The 16,416-nt window shown below is 39.1% G+C and carries 16 protein-coding genes, 1 tRNA gene and 1 other RNA gene; 12 read left to right on the top strand and 6 right to left on the bottom strand.

The window, feature by feature from the left end:
* The first annotated feature begins 75 nt into the window (after positions 1 to 75).
* Positions 76 to 414: a P-II family nitrogen regulator gene (locus AC3Z9T_RS13840; RefSeq protein WP_490126696.1), complete on the top strand. Its 339-nt coding sequence runs from the start codon at positions 76 to 78 to the stop codon at positions 412 to 414.
* A gap of 10 nt (positions 415 to 424) precedes the next feature.
* Positions 425 to 1,708 (top strand): ammonium transporter AmtB, encoded by a 1,284-nt coding sequence (amtB, locus tag AC3Z9T_RS13835; RefSeq protein WP_490126695.1) that lies wholly within the window; start codon positions 425 to 427, stop codon positions 1,706 to 1,708.
* 386 nt (positions 1,709 to 2,094) lie between these two features.
* Here the strand turns inward: amtB and tesB are convergent, their stop codons facing one another.
* A complete protein-coding gene (gene tesB, locus AC3Z9T_RS13830; protein WP_490126694.1) occupies positions 2,095 to 2,961 on the bottom strand; it encodes an acyl-CoA thioesterase II in 867 nt (288 codons plus the stop codon).
* A gap of 302 nt (positions 2,962 to 3,263) precedes the next feature.
* Here tesB and AC3Z9T_RS13825 point away from each other — a divergent pair, with 302 nt between their 5' ends.
* Positions 3,264 to 3,722 (top strand): YbaY family lipoprotein, encoded by a 459-nt coding sequence (locus tag AC3Z9T_RS13825; protein ID WP_490126693.1) that lies wholly within the window; start codon positions 3,264 to 3,266, stop codon positions 3,720 to 3,722.
* A 115-nt stretch (positions 3,723 to 3,837) separates the two neighbouring features.
* Positions 3,838 to 3,934: signal recognition particle sRNA small type (gene ffs / locus AC3Z9T_RS13820), an RNA gene on the top strand.
* Between the two features lie 488 nt (positions 3,935 to 4,422).
* Here ffs and hha read toward each other — a convergent pair.
* From hha to gloB, 4 genes are all read right to left on the bottom strand, one after another.
* Positions 4,423 to 4,626, bottom strand: coding sequence for a hemolysin expression-modulating protein Hha (hha, locus tag AC3Z9T_RS13815; protein WP_004927064.1), 204 nt, complete (start codon positions 4,624 to 4,626; stop codon positions 4,423 to 4,425).
* 77 nt (positions 4,627 to 4,703) lie between these two features.
* Positions 4,704 to 5,072, bottom strand: coding sequence for an Hha toxicity modulator TomB (gene tomB / locus AC3Z9T_RS13810; RefSeq protein WP_490126692.1), 369 nt, complete (start codon positions 5,070 to 5,072; stop codon positions 4,704 to 4,706).
* Between the two features lie 562 nt (positions 5,073 to 5,634).
* On the bottom strand, positions 5,635 to 6,978 hold the full coding sequence (gene mltD, locus AC3Z9T_RS13805; RefSeq protein ID WP_490126691.1) for a murein transglycosylase D: 1,344 nt from the start codon (positions 6,976 to 6,978) through the stop codon (positions 5,635 to 5,637).
* 81 nt (positions 6,979 to 7,059) lie between these two features.
* The gene (gene gloB / locus AC3Z9T_RS13800) at positions 7,060 to 7,815 is read right to left on the bottom strand and encodes a hydroxyacylglutathione hydrolase (RefSeq protein ID WP_490126690.1); all 756 of its coding nucleotides are present in this window, start codon (positions 7,813 to 7,815) and stop codon (positions 7,060 to 7,062) included.
* Between the two features lie 33 nt (positions 7,816 to 7,848).
* Between gloB and AC3Z9T_RS13795 the strand changes: the two genes are divergently transcribed.
* On the top strand, positions 7,849 to 8,574 hold the full coding sequence (locus AC3Z9T_RS13795; RefSeq protein WP_490126689.1) for a class I SAM-dependent methyltransferase: 726 nt from the start codon (positions 7,849 to 7,851) through the stop codon (positions 8,572 to 8,574).
* Between the two features lie 10 nt (positions 8,575 to 8,584).
* On the opposite strand, the gene rnhA is transcribed toward AC3Z9T_RS13795, so the two are convergent.
* Positions 8,585 to 9,055, bottom strand: a complete 471-nt coding sequence (rnhA, locus tag AC3Z9T_RS13790) for a ribonuclease HI (protein ID WP_490126688.1) — start codon at positions 9,053 to 9,055, stop codon at positions 8,585 to 8,587.
* Positions 9,056 to 9,109: 54 nt separating this feature from the next.
* Between rnhA and dnaQ the strand changes: the two genes are divergently transcribed.
* From dnaQ to AC3Z9T_RS13755, 7 genes are all read left to right on the top strand, one after another.
* Entirely contained in the window at positions 9,110 to 9,871 is a 762-nt protein-coding gene (gene dnaQ, locus AC3Z9T_RS13785; RefSeq protein ID WP_490126848.1) for a DNA polymerase III subunit epsilon, read from the top strand.
* A gap of 115 nt (positions 9,872 to 9,986) precedes the next feature.
* A tRNA-Asp gene (locus AC3Z9T_RS13780) sits at positions 9,987 to 10,063 on the top strand.
* A 362-nt stretch (positions 10,064 to 10,425) separates the two neighbouring features.
* The gene (locus AC3Z9T_RS13775; protein WP_490126687.1) at positions 10,426 to 10,746 is read left to right on the top strand and encodes an MGMT family protein; all 321 of its coding nucleotides are present in this window, start codon (positions 10,426 to 10,428) and stop codon (positions 10,744 to 10,746) included.
* Between the two features lie 1,385 nt (positions 10,747 to 12,131).
* Entirely contained in the window at positions 12,132 to 12,527 is a 396-nt protein-coding gene (locus AC3Z9T_RS13770; protein ID WP_490126686.1) for a helix-turn-helix domain-containing protein, read from the top strand.
* Positions 12,528 to 12,688: 161 nt separating this feature from the next.
* Complete coding sequence (locus AC3Z9T_RS13765) at positions 12,689 to 13,246, top strand: fimbrial protein (protein WP_490126685.1); 558 nt, start codon at positions 12,689 to 12,691, stop codon at positions 13,244 to 13,246.
* Positions 13,247 to 13,310: 64 nt separating this feature from the next.
* Entirely contained in the window at positions 13,311 to 13,856 is a 546-nt protein-coding gene (locus AC3Z9T_RS13760; RefSeq protein ID WP_490126684.1) for a fimbrial protein, read from the top strand.
* A gap of 42 nt (positions 13,857 to 13,898) precedes the next feature.
* On the top strand, positions 13,899 to 16,403 hold the full coding sequence (locus AC3Z9T_RS13755; RefSeq protein ID WP_490126683.1) for an outer membrane usher protein: 2,505 nt from the start codon (positions 13,899 to 13,901) through the stop codon (positions 16,401 to 16,403).
* Positions 16,404 to 16,416 lie beyond the last annotated feature (13 nt).

Raw genomic sequence — 16,416 nt, 5'->3', positions numbered from 1 at the left:
TTTTTGTGGTTTGTCATGTTGTTATGACAAATATTTAGTATGGGGTGACAGGGACCTAAATTAATCGGGGGCAAAATGAAATACATCATCGCAATCATTAAACCTTTTAAGCTAGACGAAGTAAGAGAAGCACTTTCAGATATTGGAATTCAAGGCCTAACAATTACTGAGGTTCGTGGGTTTGGACGTCAAAAAGGGCACTCTGAATTATATCGTGGTGCTGAGTATACCGTTGATTTCTTGCCTAAAGTTCGTATGGAAATTGCTGTATCAGATGAATTCGCCGAGCAGGTTATTGAATCAATCGAAAAAGCGGCGAAGACAGGGCAAGTTGGCGATGGAAAAATATTTGTATTTGAACTAGAGCAGGCTATACGGATCCGCACTGGTGAAAAACATGATGAGGCACTTTAGGAGAATGGCGATGAGTAAACTATTTCAATGCTTTTATTGGCTATTAATAGCAAGTTTTCCTACAGGGGCGCTCGCATCTGAAGTGGGTGTAGATAAAGCTGATAATGCTTTTATGATGATTTGCACTGCACTGGTTCTATTTATGATCGTTCCTGGGATTGCATTATTTTATGGCGGGCTATTACGGAGCAAAAACGTTTTGTCGTTGATGGCGCAGACTATGGTGATTTTAGCTTTAGTTTCTGTTATTTGGGTTGTTTATGGTTATAGCCTTTCATTTAGTGAGGGGAATGATTTTTTTGGTGGTTTTAGTCAATTGATGTTGAAGGGAATAAATATTGAAAGTCTCTCAGCGACTATTCCACAATTTGTGCATGTGGCATTCCAAGGGGCATTTGCTTGCTTAACCGTTGCATTGGTTGTGGGAGCTTTAGGTGAAAGGATCAAGTTTTCTGCTGTCTTGATATTTGCCTTGATTTGGACAACTTTTGCTTATTTACCCATGGCACATATGGTTTGGGGAGGCGGTTTATTGGCACAGGATGGTGCTCTGGACTTTGCTGGCGGAACTGTTGTACATATTAACGCAGCAGTGGCTGGGCTTGTTGGTGCTTACTTACTTGGTAAGCGAATTGGTTTCGGGAAAGAAGCAATAAAACCCCATAACTTACCAATGGTCTTTATGGGAACTGCGATTTTATTTATTGGTTGGTTCGGTTTTAACGCAGGTTCAGCAGGAAGTGCAAATTCAATCGCAGCGCTAGCGTTCATTAATACCGTTGTCGCAACATCTGGCGCGATATTGTCATGGGTGCTTGCAGAATGGATTTTTAGGAATAAACCTTCGCTACTCGGCGCTTGTTCAGGTTGCTTAGCTGGACTGGTTGGCGTGACACCTGCTGCAGGAACTGTCGGTGTGGCTGGCGCATTAATGATAGGTCTGATTTCTGGTGTTGCAGGGTTATGGGGCGTGGTTATCTTAAAACGTTGGTTAAAAGTTGATGATGTGTGCGATGTTTTTGGGGTACATGGCGTTTGCGGCATTGTTGGCTGTTTACTGACAGGGGTATTCACTTCCGCAGCATTGGGGGGAATGGGGTATGCAGAAGGAGTCACAATGCTGAAACAAGTTGGTATTCAAGCATTTAGCATTGTGGTTTGTGTGATATGGACAGCTGTGATTGCTTATCTCGCATTCTTGATTGCTGATAAAACAACAGGCTTGCGTGCTGATACGGAGCAAGAAAGAGAAGGGCTTGATATTACTTATCACGGTGAAAGTGCATATAATTAATTATGATGTTAGTTAGTACTAACATTCATGTTATTGCTTCAATAACGTAAAAGTCGCTGATAGCGGTGAATAAAAACGTCAATTAAAATGAAGCAAGGCAGGAAGGGGATATTCCTGCCTTGTCAGAGCCTGTTTATCTTTGAAGGTGAATTTTTATTCGAATTAAAGACATTTTTGGCAAGCCAAGAGACTCTGAAGGTAGCATCAAATGAGTGAAACGTTCTTTAATTGAACCCGTAGGGCAACACTCAAACATCATCTTTAGCTCAAGCCATAAAGAGTTAGCCTATTAAAATGATAGAACAATGAATTAGGCTATTTTTTTAATCTTTTATCGTTGTAAAAATCATCAGCAAAGATAAACAGGCTCTAATATTAACAGACTGCTATCGAGGTTTTCTCTTGCGAATAACACCCTCTTGAACCGCCGTTGCGACCAGCTCTCCTTGCTGATTATAAATTTGTCCTTTAACAAAGCCTCTACCACCTGATGCTGATGGGCTTTCTATCGCATACAGTAACCATTCATCAATTTTGAACGGTCTGTGATACCACATGGAATGGTCGATAGTTGCGACTTGTAAATCCCTTTCCATAAAGCCACGGCCATGTGGCTGTAGTGTGGCGGGGAGGAAATTATAGTCGGATGCATATCCTAATAAATAATGATGAAGCGATGGGATATCAGGCAACTGCCCTTTTGCTTTGAACCAAATATAACGGAATGGCTCTTGGGGAGGTGCATCAAATGGGCTATAAAATTGCACCGGGCGAAATTCAAATGGGTTTGGGCGTAAAGCGTATTTCTTCACAGATTCAGGCAAGTTAGTTGCTAAACGTTGAATTATTTCATCTTGAGATATCAATGTTTCTGGTGATGGCACTTCAGGCATTAAATTTTGATGATCAAAGCCACCTTCCTGCGCTTGGAAAGACGCTGTCATAAAAAATATTGGTTTTCCATGTTGTATTGCACTAATACGACGGGTACTAAAGCTGCCGCCATCTCTAAGTATCTCGACGTCATACACGATAGGATGTTGGCTATCGCCGGGACGTAAAAAATAACTGTGAAATGAATTTATGACACGATCTTCAGGGATAGTTTGCTCTGCGGCATACATTGCTTGACCAACAACTTGTCCACCAAACACTTGGGGAAGACCAAGATCTTCGCTTTGGCCGCGAAAAATTCCTTCTTCGATTTTTTCTAATTCCAATAAGCTAATTAAGTTTTGTAATTCAGGGCTCATAACAACCTTGCCATAGGGTAAAAAATATTAGATAGCTGTATTTTCCCATTAATACACAAAAATAGGTAGATAGTTTTTGAGGGGAACTTTCCTGTGCAGAAAATCAGTGTCAAATTGCTATCGGTGCTTTTTTATGTGGCATAGCACAGAAATTTTTACGGATGCACTTTGTTACATTTGGAAATAATATTTTATTGATGGGCTTTTTTCGTTATAATTGCAGTATCTTCAGTAAAAAATTGCATCTTAAAATAAATAACATAAAAATATTTTGTCAACGTTCTGTTTTTTAGGCATTTATCATGAAATTATACCAAGTCATCATGGGGTTCATCCTTATGACCTTATTAATGGGTTGTGAGGGGAATAATAATAAAACGCAAGAGACCAAATTCGGAACACCTCAAAATACAACAAAAAAGAGTATTGAGTCGAGTGTCATTAATGGACAAGTGGTTATCCAACAACGTGTCATATTGCCTGAAAATGCAGTGGTGACAGTCACTCTTGCTGATACTTCAATTGCAGAGCTACCTGCTCTTATTTTATCGCAGAAATATTATGATACTCACGGAAAGCAATCGCCATTTCCGTTTGAACTAAGTTACCAAAAGGATGAAATTCGTCCTAACGCACATCTGGCAGTAAGAGCGACAGTTTCTGTTGACGGTGATCTTTGGTTTATTTCCAATGTGGAAAGTGTTGTGATTAATAATGGGGTAACTCACGATATCGAATTGCTACTTGTGCCAGTACAGTGAAATTAAAGATTCTATTTTGTGCAATAAAACAGCATTCAGCGGCGTGTTCCTTGCTATTTCAATCTTCATCAAGCATAATGCCACCTGCTTTTTAGGAAGCAATCTATGGGGGCTCTGTTGGTTCTCCCGCAACGCTAACTTGTTAACTTGGTCAGGTCCGGAAGGAAGCAGCCATAGCAGGGGATGTGTGTGCCGGGATGTCGCTGGCAGGGCTCCCACCCAATTTCAGTCTTCTCTCTTATCTATCTGCAATTATTCTCTATTTTAGTTTCATACTATTTCTCATGACTACTTTATTACACGAAAAATGAGTTTTACTCGTTATCAGATTGATAATAGTATTATATATATCCGTTTGGGTACTTTTAAAAGTGACTTCCGCTTACAGTTTAGTTCTAACTCATATTATTTAAAAAATAGAATAGTTGTTATTAATTTTAATATAAACATTTATAAGATTGAACGACCTTTCTTTATAGCATTCTATTTATAGACGTTAACGAATAAGCATTGCGCCCAAGTTTAGGCATCAGTGCTAATGTTATCTTATTACCTATCGATAATATCTGGGTGTGTAAATTACAAGCGGGATGGTTGCATTAGTTTGTAATGCAATAGTAGGAAAGATAAAAAATATATTGAGCCGATAAAATGAACTATCGGCTATAGCCAGTCATTATCTGTGCATATTAATAAGTAGTTACCTAACAAATTTCCAAACCGATGCTGGGATCTTGTCATAAAGCTTATTCATAGTGAGTTCTGCAAGGCGGTGGTCGGCAGCCGAGTAAAATAGTTCTAACTCGTCTTCAGACAGTTCGTATTTATTTTTTTCGATAACGCGTTCAAGCGTGTCGATGGTTGTGCATTTTCTTAAACGCATCAGATAATCAGTTTTGGTCATAATACCCTTTCTTTTATTGATAATTAAAAAGCTTTATAACATGCTATGTTATAGTTTATTTGATGGTAAATGGTATCTTAAGTCTTACTCGTCGGGCACTTTAAATCATCATCAAGTACAGCTACAAGATTTTGATTCATACTCTGCCAATCAATAATTTCACTTAGAGTTATTACAGGGCTACCGAACAAATCGTAAGTTTCATCAAGATACTCTTCAACTAATGATATAACGAGATTCTCTTTAGGATATTTTATCTTATATTGCCATACAAAAGCGGCAATATGTTCAATAAGCTCATTAAGGCTAGCACTTTGTGGTGAGCTTAAATCATTTACCCAATGTGTATTTGTTTTCAGTAAACTAGAAATTGCTTCTCGATTCAGACTGTTACACAAATATTTTAACTCAGATATATCATAATTTTTGGGTGAATATTCATCCATAATCACCTCCGCAGGCGAGACTAACCTTTGCTATGTGTATTTCTATATCAAAATAATCTAGTGCAAGCTAAATAAAACACCTTGAATTAGTAACATAAGCAGTTATTAATCAATATCTTAGACTATATAGATTCTGTGTTGAACAGGTGCAATTTTTAGAATTATCAATAATTATATCAGTAATATTCAAATACGGGCTAGCAGCGCTAACTGTTTTCGCTGTGCTAATAATATAGCACTTTTATTACATAAGTCACCACCTGACCAGCAAATTTTTTCAAAAGTAAGAGGTGATAAAGGACTTATAGTGCTATTTATATCGATTAAACACAATTTTGAGGACGTTTTATATCGAATCAGAGATACTTTGCGTTTTTTTACAAAAAATAACGATGGTTTTAACTTAAAAAACGTGTGTTAAATAATTTGAATGCGTTTTTTAACATAATAGAGGAGGTATTAACGACAATTGAATATGATTTCAATATTGATAAGCATAATTAATTTTTGGTACTCAATATGTAATACCTACCGATTAATCGGTAGGTATACGAGAATGTTATTATAAGTAAAGATTCAATGTCACCCCAGGTTTTAGATCTGCCATTTTGACACCTGAATTCCAACTCATTAAATCATTGAGCTTGATACCATGTCTTTTAGCAATACTATAATAAGAGTCGCCTTTCTTGACTTGGTAAGTTTTAGATTTCCGACTATTAGTTGTTGGCGCTACACCTTTAATTTTTAGCATTTGGCCTGGACGGATATTAGCCGTTTTCATACCATTGAGTTGCTTTATACTTTGGCTAGTCGTATTGAACTTTTTAGCAATACTAGTTACTGATTCACCTTTAGCGACTTTATAATTAAAGTGATTAAGTTGCTGTTGTTGCACCGGTCTTCTTTTTTGATTCTCAGCGACAGCAGTACGAATACGTTCCAAAACCGATTGGTCTGAAAGCGATAACTTAAGTTGTTCTGCCTTAGTGCTTGGCAACATAATATAATGAGGGCCATTTGGTGAAGTGACACCACGTTTATAGCCTGAATTATAGGTTTTGAGTGACTCTTCTGAAACCCCTGTTAATTCAGCAGCCTGCGTTAATGTAATTTGTTGTCCAACATCGACTTGAGTTAATGCTCTATTACGGTTGCTATGAGGTAGTTTAACTTGATACTTTTCTGGAGATCTTAATATTTGGCTTAATGCTAATATTTTAGGAACATATTGTTTGGTTTCTTTTGGTAAAGGTAATGACCAAAAATCAGTAGGTAGCCCCGCAGCCTCATTCTTCTTGATAGCATTTAACACGCAGCCTTCGCCACAATTGTAGGCCGCAAGCGTTAGTTCCCAATCATGACCAAACATAATGTTTAAATTTTCGAGCAAATCAAAAGCAGCCTTAGTTGATGTGACAAGATCACGTCGCTCGTCTACCCATTGATCTTGTTTTAAACCATAAGATCGTGCGGTAATTGGAACAATTTGCCAAAGACCAGCGGCTTGGGCAGGGGAAGTTGCTTTTGGATTGAATGAACTTTCAATGATTGGAATTAAGGCTAATTCCATGGGTAAATTACGATTATCGATCTCATCCACGATCCAATACATATAAGGCTCAGCCCTTAATGTAACATCGTAGAGAAAACTTTGTTTTGTGTAGTAATTATTGGTTTGTTCCCTGATGATAGCATTATCAGGTATATCCATCTTCAGCTCATCACTGATATAACCCCAAAGGTCATTATCTACCTTTGCAATTTGTCTACTTGCTGCCTGATTATGTGGAGCAATGGTTTCTATAGTGTGGTTTGCTGAAGACCTGTTCTGCTTGGTTTTTTGTGGCGAAGCTTGGCATCCGGCCAGCAGAACAATGGCGATAATGGTCGCTATTGTCTTCATTGTGTCATTATTCTTCGTTGTTGTACGTGTAAAAGTCGAACAATAATACTTAGCAGACACAAAGAAGACAATAATTAAACGCTAATAATGATCTTTTAATTGACGTAAAACAGTAAAAATAGCTCTAAGTGGAGGATTAACTTGGTTAATATTCATCTTTTTTTGTAGTTCTACGTTATCGCATTGTAAAAAAACATTTATTTTTCGCTCAGTTTCAAGCGTTGTCGGTACAGTCGCTTGATTTTTGCTTCGTTTGAGGTCAACTTCTTGTTGGTATTTGCTAATTTGTTGGTTATCTGGCCAAATATGATGTGCAAATTTAAGATTAGATTGTGTGTACTCATGAGCACAGCAGATGATTGTATCATCAGGTAGAGCCGCTATTTTTTGAATTGATTGAAACATTTGCTCAGGCGTTCCTTCAAAAATACGACCACAGCCAGCTGAAAATAATGTATCGCCACAAAATAGATAAGGTGGTTGATAGAAGCCAATGTGACCAAGTGTATGCCCCGGTAATCCAATGATATGAAAGCTGAATTCACCAATTTTTATTTGATCTCCGTGGTTAACTAATTCAGTTGCACCTTTGGTTAGGGTTTCTTCAGGTCCAAAAACAGGTAATTGGCTAAAGGACTGGAGAATACCTTTTACACCGCCAGTATGATCATGATGATGATGGGTGAGTAAGATAGCGATTGGCGTGAGCTTATTTTGCGCCAATATTTCGAGGACAGGCTCTGACTCTGCTGGGTCAACAATGATACACTGTTGATGATTATCGGATAGGATCCAGATGTAGTTATCATTTAAAGCAGGAACTCGTATTAACTCCATAATGACCTCTAGGGTTTGATTAAGGGGAATTTGATGAAACCAGCACGTATTGAAAAAAAATTCCAGATGCCAGTGTGTTGGTCTGATATCCCTTTTGGGCAACAGTATCGCCAGGCGCTACAATACCAGCTTCGTCCTTGGTGGCCTAAAATGTTTGGTTTTCATTTGCTTAAATTAGGGCATCTGAGCACCGAGATTGACACTGAAGAATGTATGATAGCTCATCAATTTAGCGCGGGGAATGATGATCCGCGATTTCATGTCTTAGCTGAGCCTTTAGCACTACCCTTTACTGATAAATCTATCGATGCCTGTTTGATCTCACATATGTTGGCATATAGCCATGACCCACACTGGGTACTGCGTGAGGTTGACAGAGTATTGGTTGATGATGGTTGGTTAATTATTTCAGGTTTTAACCCCTTTAGCCTGCTTGGTTTAGGGAAGATGGTACCTTTTCTGCGTAAGCAACAACCTTACTGTAGCCGTTTCTTTCCTACATTAAGGGTCTTTGATTGGCTGAGTGTCCTAAACTACGAAGTGCTTTATCATCGTAACTGCCAAATTTTTCCTTGGCATGGCCCTGAAAATTGGTTAAATAAGCATATTGGTGGGATTGGTGCGTTAAATGTTATCGTTGCAAGAAAACGAGTTTATCCATTAACACCAACCTCACTTAAATTTAAGCAACCAAAAGTTAAGATTGGAACGGCGATTGGAGCCGCAAAGCGGATGTCTAATCGTTCAAAGAATTCATAAGCGCTATTGGTTAATCTTGAGCTGGTTGGTAACCAGTATCTTCTTGGGTTGGTGATTCGGCAGCTTGCCTTGCAAGCTCATCACATTTTTCATTTTCAGGGTGCCCTGCGTGGCCTTTAACCCATCGCCAATCAATGGTATGGCGGGTAATTGCCTCATCAAGGCGTTTCCAAAGATCGACGTTAACCACAGGCGATTTATCCGCTTTACGCCATTGGCGTCGCTTCCAGTTATGGATCCACTGGGTGATCCCTTGGCGAACGTATTGGCTATCCGTAGTTAAAATAATATCGCATGGACGTTTTAGAGATTCGAGCGCAATGATGGCTGCGAGCAACTCCATTCGGTTATTAGTTGTCATAAAAAAACCTTCACTGAGTGTTTTTTCATGCTGTTGGTAACGAAGAAGTGCGCCGTAACCACCTGGGCCAGGGTTGCCCAAACAAGAACCATCAGTGAAAATTTCTACCTGCTTTGTCATTTCTGTTACACTCTAGCTTATTCATTAATCCTTAGTTTGACACAAAAATTCATGATGAGCACGGCGATAACCAGACAAATTGTCCTTGATACTGAAACGACAGGTATGAACAAGCTAGGCGTTCATTACGAAGGCCATTGCATTATTGAAATTGGTGCTGTTGAGGTGATTAATCGTAGATTAACAGGGCGCAATTTCCATGTTTATATTAAACCTGACCGTTTAGTCGATCCTGAAGCCTTTGAAGTTCATGGTATTAGCGATGAATTTTTGCAGGATAAACCTGTATTTGCTGATATTGCTGATGAATTTCTCGAATTTATTCGTGGTGCGGAGCTGATTATTCATAATGCGCCGTTTGATATCGGTTTTATGGATTACGAGTTTCGTAAATTAAACAAAGGAATACCGCCAACAGCTGATTTCTGTCAAATCACAGATAGCTTGGTGATGGCGCGTCAGTTATTTCCTGGAAAACGGAATAATTTGGATGCTTTATGTGACCGTTACTTGATTGATAACACTAAGCGAACTCTTCACGGCGCGTTATTGGATGCTGAGATACTCTCTGATGTCTACCTAGCGATGACGGGTGGACAAACATCGCTTGCCTTCTCAATGGATGCAGATGCTTCTACAGAAAATTACGTAGAAGAAGTGCAACGTATTGAGCGTCCAACGACGGGGCTCAAAGTGCTTTATGCGTCAGATGAAGAGCTTATCGATCATGAAAAAAGGTTAGATATTGTTGATAAAAAAGGTGGAAAGCCTTGTCTTTGGCGGCAAACACCTGATGAAGAAGAGACTATTCATTAATACGGTTGTGTTTTTTGAGACTAAAAACTGTTCAACTGCACGATTTTTCAAGAAAAAGTATTGACTGTCCTTGGAAGTGTTCGTAATATGCTTCCCGTTCCTTAGAGGAACATACGGAGCGGTAGTTCAGTTGGTTAGAATACCTGCCTGTCACGCAGGGGGTCGCGGGTTCGAGTCCCGTCCGTTCCGCCACATTATGACGCCATGCTATTAATTAGCATGGCGTTTTTGTTTTGGGGTTTTATTGGTATACATATCTATTATACTATTTTAGTGCATAAATTTTTGATTAGTCATTTACCATAAAGTCTCTGTCTAGCCTTAATGCTATTGTATTGGCACTCTTAACCTTCCCGGGCTCTTGTAATGAGTCTGTTTTTCTTGATATATAATAGTAAAGTACTGTAATTGTTGCATCGTTGATGCTCTTTTATTTAAGTGGTTTTTTCTGTATGTTATGTATCAAAGATACCATCCAAATATTTTTCAGCTTAGTGCAAATTTATTACGTCAACCTTCTTGTTTATCAAGATCAATAAATCAATGTGACAGAAATGATGAACGATACGCCATCCTTCCAAGATATTATTTATCACCTAATAGGTAGCATTCCTAAAGGTCGTGTAGTCACTTATGGAACACTGGCTAGAATGGCGGGCTATTCCACTTATGTACGCCAAGTTTGCCAAGTGATTAGAACAATCCCAGCTGATAGCTTGTTACCATGCCATCGTATTATTAATGGACAAGGAAAATTGTCTGTTAAGGGTGAGAGCTATACTCGACATAAAAAAGCACTCATTAGTGAAGGCGTTGTTTTTGATTCAAACGATAAAATACAGCTCAAGCAGTATCTGTGGAATGGATTTGATTAATTGGTTCAATAATTACCGTCAATGTCTTATCTTAGACTGAAAAATATCATATACTTTATCTAAATAAGTTTATTATTTATCTAATTGATAAAATTGATTTCTACCAAACCTAGGTATAAGAAGGAGCTTGATTGATTCTAAACCCGAATCTTTGGTTTGGATTTTTTGCACTTCACTGGCTAATAATCATTGTCTTGATTGAAACGTTCTCATCGATGTTAATCTATTGATTTAATACTTCCTGCATATTATTCCTCTTTATGCTTTGTAAGAGCTATTTCTTCTTTTATTGATCAACCTGATCTTCAGTTTTTTATTTGCAAGCTAATTATTGACTATATTATTGAATGTATGATTAATGTTATCAATGTGAGTGCGATGTGTTAAGTATCGTGAATTTAATGTTAAGTGTTGAATAAGGCCTTTAAATTTTAGTTATTATAGACTGATATCTTTATTTATCGCTAAGCTAGCCTGTTTACTAAGTATTAAAAAAGTACTTTCAATTTAAGCATACATATACTAAGGGAATGAGTTTGGTATTTTATGATTAAATAATAAATGTATAATAGGTATTAATACGGATAATCCGATGGTGATACTCTTAATACACTCATCATTAATCAGAGATAATGTAAGAATGTTATGTTGATTGGACGATTAATCCATAGATATAGTGTGCATTTAAAATTTAGGTTAAATACAGCACTGATTTATAGTATTGGTTTTTATTTTGCGAAAATAATAGCGAGTTTTCGTTTTAATTTACCTTGAATACGAAATTAATGTTGATATTAGGACCGTATTTCACCTGTTTTGTATATTGTTTTTTCTGTTGTCAGTTGTTTTTATTGAGTTATCTGTATGAATAATAAGGTTTTATTTTTATTTCTGGTTAACGTAAGAAATATTGAATATATTAATTTATTTATTTGTTTATGAATTAATATGATTTTTAACTAAATCTGGTTATTTTGTCTTTATTTTTTTCTTTATATGAGTGTTTGTGGTTGAAAAAGCTATTTTATATAGATGCTCTTAAATGGAGTTATGTCGTATGTAGCAAGATAGCTAGTTTTAAAGATATTTGATTTACTCGTTATCGGTGTAATCACTTAGCCGAGTTACCACCAAATGGGGAGTTGAAAGTTTGATTTTGTGCCCCTGCTCAAGTAAATTAATATGCATCAGCCGAGTGGAAAAATACAAAAACATTCATACCTACATACCTAAAAGTTACAAAAATATTTTTGGCATAGAGTTTACATTCGAAATTCTGAATGGGATGGCATTCTATTTTTTATTAGTTTTTATTTTATAAATCTCTATTCAATATATTAATGTGACTAAGTAAATACTATTAATTTAATGTATGGAGAAAAATAGTGAGAGTAAATGCAGTGCAGATATCGGAAAACAAATTTAACAATTCAAGGACTGTTTTTACCGAAGCTATCGGAAAGGAAATACATAAACTACGCAAAGAGCGTTCAATGACAGGAAAAGAACTTGCTCATTTAGTGAATGTTTCACAGCAACAAATATCTCGTTATGAATGTGGTGTTTGTAACCTAACTATAGATACTTTAATTATCATTTTAAATGCACTTAATGTTCCATTAACTGAGTTTTTCAATCAAGTATTTATGCGAGTGTTCGAGACTGAGAAAAAAGTTTGCGTACAGTACCATAATGTTTTTTCCTCAATAGATCAGTCAGAGGAGTTGAAAAAACAACTGGAAACATTTGGTCGATATAACAAAAGTAATCTCTGGGGATAATGATTATTTAATAATTATTCGCTAACACAGCTTTTTTTATTAGTAATTAAATTTATATCTAAATTATTTATATCTAAATAATTAGGCATTAGCACGTCTGAATGTTTTTAAACGCATTCTTTTTAACTTTAAACAATATTATTTCTATTGCAGAGGCAAATATGAAAAAGATTATTTTAGCAACCCTGATTTCTGGCGTAATGAGCGCTTCAGCATTCGCTGTTGAGTCTAATCAAGGCCACGGTAAAGTGACGTTCAAAGGTGAAATCATTGATGCACCTTGCTCAATCAGCTCTGATTCGATTGATCAAACTGTTTACTTAGGTCAAATCGCTAACTCCGTATTAGCGGGAGGCGGTGCGTCTTCACCACAACAATTCACTATTGAATTAGAAGACTGCGTATTCCCTGAAAAGGATCCTACCGACAAAGTCACTATCACCTTTAGCGGTGCAAGTGCAGGTTTTAACTCTAAGTTACTGGGTGTAACTGGCCTAAACCCAGATGAAGGTCTGGTCGGTAACGTTGGTATCCAAATTACCGACACTCAAGGTAAAGCAATTGATATGGGTATCTCTACTTCTCAACAACATCAGTTACAAGAAGGTAGTAACACACTGCAATATGCTGCGTATGTCCGTGGTGCCGGTGTGACTGTTGATAAGATCCCACTGGGTAAATTCGAAGGCGTGACTAATTTTACTTTAGCGTACCACTAATGTGGTGGTGAGGGATAGATAGACTATTCCTCACGCTTTTTTCTACCAATAGTCGAGGCGCTCTGTGAAAGGATGGCGAAAACATAATGCATTGCTGTGCGTGGCTTTCGGAATACTGGGTACGAACACATCTGCTTTTTCTGTTCCCTCTCACGGATGGGGAAAGGTCTCGATGTATGGGGAAATTGTTGACACCGCCTGTGCAATCGAAACTGAGTCCCGTGACCAGACGATTGACATGGGTATTATTCCACTGAGTGTGTTGAGGCAATTTGGCAAGGCTCCACCAAAACCGTTCAACATTCAATTAGTGGATTGTCGTTGGGAGCGCTATCCCAGCAAAAAAGGCGAATGGCAAACCTTTGAAGTGACTTTTGATGGCCCTGCGAACGGTGATTTTTTTACGGTAACCGGAGAGGCCAAAGGGGTGCAACTGGCGATGCGTGATGAGCAAGGCACACCTGTAATTGCGGGGAAACCATTACCCAAACGAGACATTGTTCCCGGTGAAATGACTTTGAATTATGAGTTGCAACTGGTGGCAGACAATCAGCGTTTACAGGCTGGTTCTTATCAAACGTTGTTGCATTTCAAAATTGATTATTACTGATTATTTTGCGGTTTGGCGCTTATTTGCCTAGGGATATTTTTTATGTCGCGTACTTATCACCAACCTTGTGCAGTATACCTTGCAGTGATAGCTGCACTTATGCCTTATTCATCATCATTGAAAGCGGCAGACGTAGTGCAATTCAACACTCAACTGTTGGATTTAAGCGACAAAAAAAATATCGATTTAGGTCAGTTTTCACGCGCTGGCTACATTATGCCCGGCAACTACCCGCTGAAAATTCAGCTCAATAAGGAAACATTACCTGAGCAAAGAATTACCTTTTACCCGTCAGTCACCGACGCTAATGAAAGCCAAGCTTGCTTAACCAGCGATATTGTTAGTCAATTGGGATTAAAAGATGAGGTGATCAAAGATCTGACATGGTGGCATGACGGTAGTTGTGTCGACTTGGTTAGTATCCCGGGGGCTGAAACTCGTGGCGACTTGTCTACGTCGACATTGTATATCAGTGTGCCGCAAGCCTATCTTGAATATCGTACTGCCACATGGGATCCCCCATCATTATGGAGCGAAGGACTTTCTGGTGTTTTGTTGGATTATAACATCACGGCGCGTACCAACCGTCCGCATAAAAAAGCCCACAATACTTATAGTTTGAATGGTAATGGGGTTGTTGGCGTAAATTTAGGCGTATGGCGTATACGTGGTGACTGGCAGAGTCGTTTAAACCATGCTACCGGTTCGGGCGACTCACTGAACACGGATTTTCAATGGAGCCGATTCTATGCCTATCGTGCGTTATCGTACCTTCGTGCCAAGTTGACGTTGGGGGAGGATTATCTCAATTCTGACCTGTTTGATAGCTTCCGCTTTACTGGAGCTAGCTTACGATCTGACTTGAATATGCTGCCGCCAAACTTACGTGGCTACGCACCAGAGATTTCAGGTGTCGCGACCACCAACGCCACCGTGATTGTTAGCCAGCAAGGTCGTGTTTTATACCAAACTCAAGTGGCAGCAGGGCCGTTCCGTATTCAAGATTTAAGTGATGCGACTAGCGGAAAATTGGATGTACGCGTGGAAGAACAAGATGGCACAGTGCAAGAGTTCCAAGTGGATACCGCGACCATTCCATATCTGACCCGTCCGGGGGCAGTACGTTACAAATTATCAGTGGGTAAACCGTCTACCATCGATCACCGTAGCAGTGGAGAGTTGTTTGCAACCGGTGAGTTTTCTTGGGGGATCTCCAACGGGTGGTCGTTGTTTGGCGGCAGCCTTAATAGTCAAGACTACAATGCATTTGCGGTCGGGGTCGGACGTGATTTGTTGGCCTTTGGGGCAATTTCATTTGATATCACTCATTCGATTGCACGTTTACCGGGGGAAGAGCGCTTGAATGGTGGCTCTTACCGAATCAACTATTCAAAACGTTTTGATGATTACGATAGCCAAATACAGTTTGCGGGCTATCGTTTCTCGGAGCGTGATTTTATGAGCATGTCAGATTACCTGAGTGCGAGAGAAAGCGGCGAGCGTCGTGGTGGCAGCAAAGAAATGTACACCATTTCGCTGAATAAAAACTTCCGCGACATTGGGTTATCAGCCTATCTGAATTATAGCCACCAAACCTACTGGGATCGTCCGGATAGTGATCGTTATAACTTGATGTTAACCAAAACCATGGACGTTGGCTCTGTGAAAAACGTCAACGTATCGTTGTCTGCGTATCGTAATGTGTATAACGATACTTATGACGATGGAGCCTATTTGTCGTTGTCTGTGCCATGGGGAGATGGGGCAAACATTGGTTACTCAATTGCAGCTAATAACAATGAAACGACTAACCGTGTGACCTATTACGACCGCATTGATAACCAAACATCGTATCAACTCAGTGCTGGGAGTGCGCGCCAAGGTGGTTCGGGTAGCGCCTATATTACTCATCAAGGTAGCAATGCACGTTTAACGGCTAATGCAAGTTATACCCACAACGGTTACACCGCATTTGGTCTAGGGGCGCAAGGGGGCTTTACCTTTACACCTAAAGGGGCTGATATGCATCGTGTCGTGACCATGGGGGGAACGCGTCTGTTGATTGATACCGACGGTATCAGTGATATCCCAGTGAAAGGGCGTGGTGCCGTCGTGAACTCGAATGCTTTTGGTAAAGCCGTGGTGCCTGATGTGGGCAGCTATTCCCGCAATAAAGTCAAGATTGATCTGAATAAATTGCCTGATAACGCTGAAGTCACCGATTCGGTGGTACAAGTAACCTTAACCGAAGGGGCGATTGGTTACCGAAAATTTGAGGTATTGTCAGGGCGCAAAATGATGGTATCGCTGCGTTTAGCCGATGGCTCTTTTCCGCCGTTTGGTGCTCAAATCCGTAATGTCCGCGGACAAGATACCGGTATCGTTAGTGATAATGGTCAAGCGTACATCAGTGGGATCAACCCGAATGAAATCATGACGGTACAGTGGGCAGGAGAGGAGCAGTGTCAGTTACAGTTCCCTGCACAATTCGATGCCCTCAGTGCCAACTTATTACTGCAATGCGAGCCGATAGCTTCGCGCCCGTAATTGATTGACAGAG

The organism is Providencia sp. 6390, assembly GCF_058148425.1.
Note: the sequence above shows the minus strand (reverse complement) of the source record. Positions and strands in the feature narration are given on the sequence as shown.

Bases quoted from the DNA above. Each gene is read 5' to 3' on its own strand.
- mltD (WP_490126691.1), bottom strand. From the start codon at position 6,978: ATGAAGACAATAGCGACCATTATCGCCATTGTTCTGCTGGCCGGATGC.
- AC3Z9T_RS13795 (WP_490126689.1), top strand. From the start codon at position 7,849: ATGAAACCAGCACGTATTGAAAAAAAATTCCAGATGCCAGTGTGTTGG.
- AC3Z9T_RS13840 (WP_490126696.1), top strand. From the start codon at position 76: ATGAAATACATCATCGCAATCATTAAACCTTTTAAGCTAGACGAAGTA.
- dnaQ (WP_490126848.1), top strand. From the start codon at position 9,110: ATGAGCACGGCGATAACCAGACAAATTGTCCTTGATACTGAAACGACA.
- AC3Z9T_RS13765 (WP_490126685.1), top strand. From the start codon at position 12,689: ATGAAAAAGATTATTTTAGCAACCCTGATTTCTGGCGTAATGAGCGCT.
- AC3Z9T_RS13775 (WP_490126687.1), top strand. From the start codon at position 10,426: ATGATGAACGATACGCCATCCTTCCAAGATATTATTTATCACCTAATA.
- hha (WP_004927064.1), bottom strand. From the start codon at position 4,626: ATGACCAAAACTGATTATCTGATGCGTTTAAGAAAATGCACAACCATC.
- AC3Z9T_RS13755 (WP_490126683.1), top strand. From the start codon at position 13,899: ATGTCGCGTACTTATCACCAACCTTGTGCAGTATACCTTGCAGTGATA.
- rnhA (WP_490126688.1), bottom strand. From the start codon at position 9,055: ATGACAAAGCAGGTAGAAATTTTCACTGATGGTTCTTGTTTGGGCAAC.
- AC3Z9T_RS13825 (WP_490126693.1), top strand. From the start codon at position 3,264: ATGAAATTATACCAAGTCATCATGGGGTTCATCCTTATGACCTTATTA.
- tomB (WP_490126692.1), bottom strand. From the start codon at position 5,072: ATGGATGAATATTCACCCAAAAATTATGATATATCTGAGTTAAAATAT.
- gloB (WP_490126690.1), bottom strand. From the start codon at position 7,815: ATGGAGTTAATACGAGTTCCTGCTTTAAATGATAACTACATCTGGATC.
- amtB (WP_490126695.1), top strand. From the start codon at position 425: ATGAGTAAACTATTTCAATGCTTTTATTGGCTATTAATAGCAAGTTTT.
- tesB (WP_490126694.1), bottom strand. From the start codon at position 2,961: ATGAGCCCTGAATTACAAAACTTAATTAGCTTATTGGAATTAGAAAAA.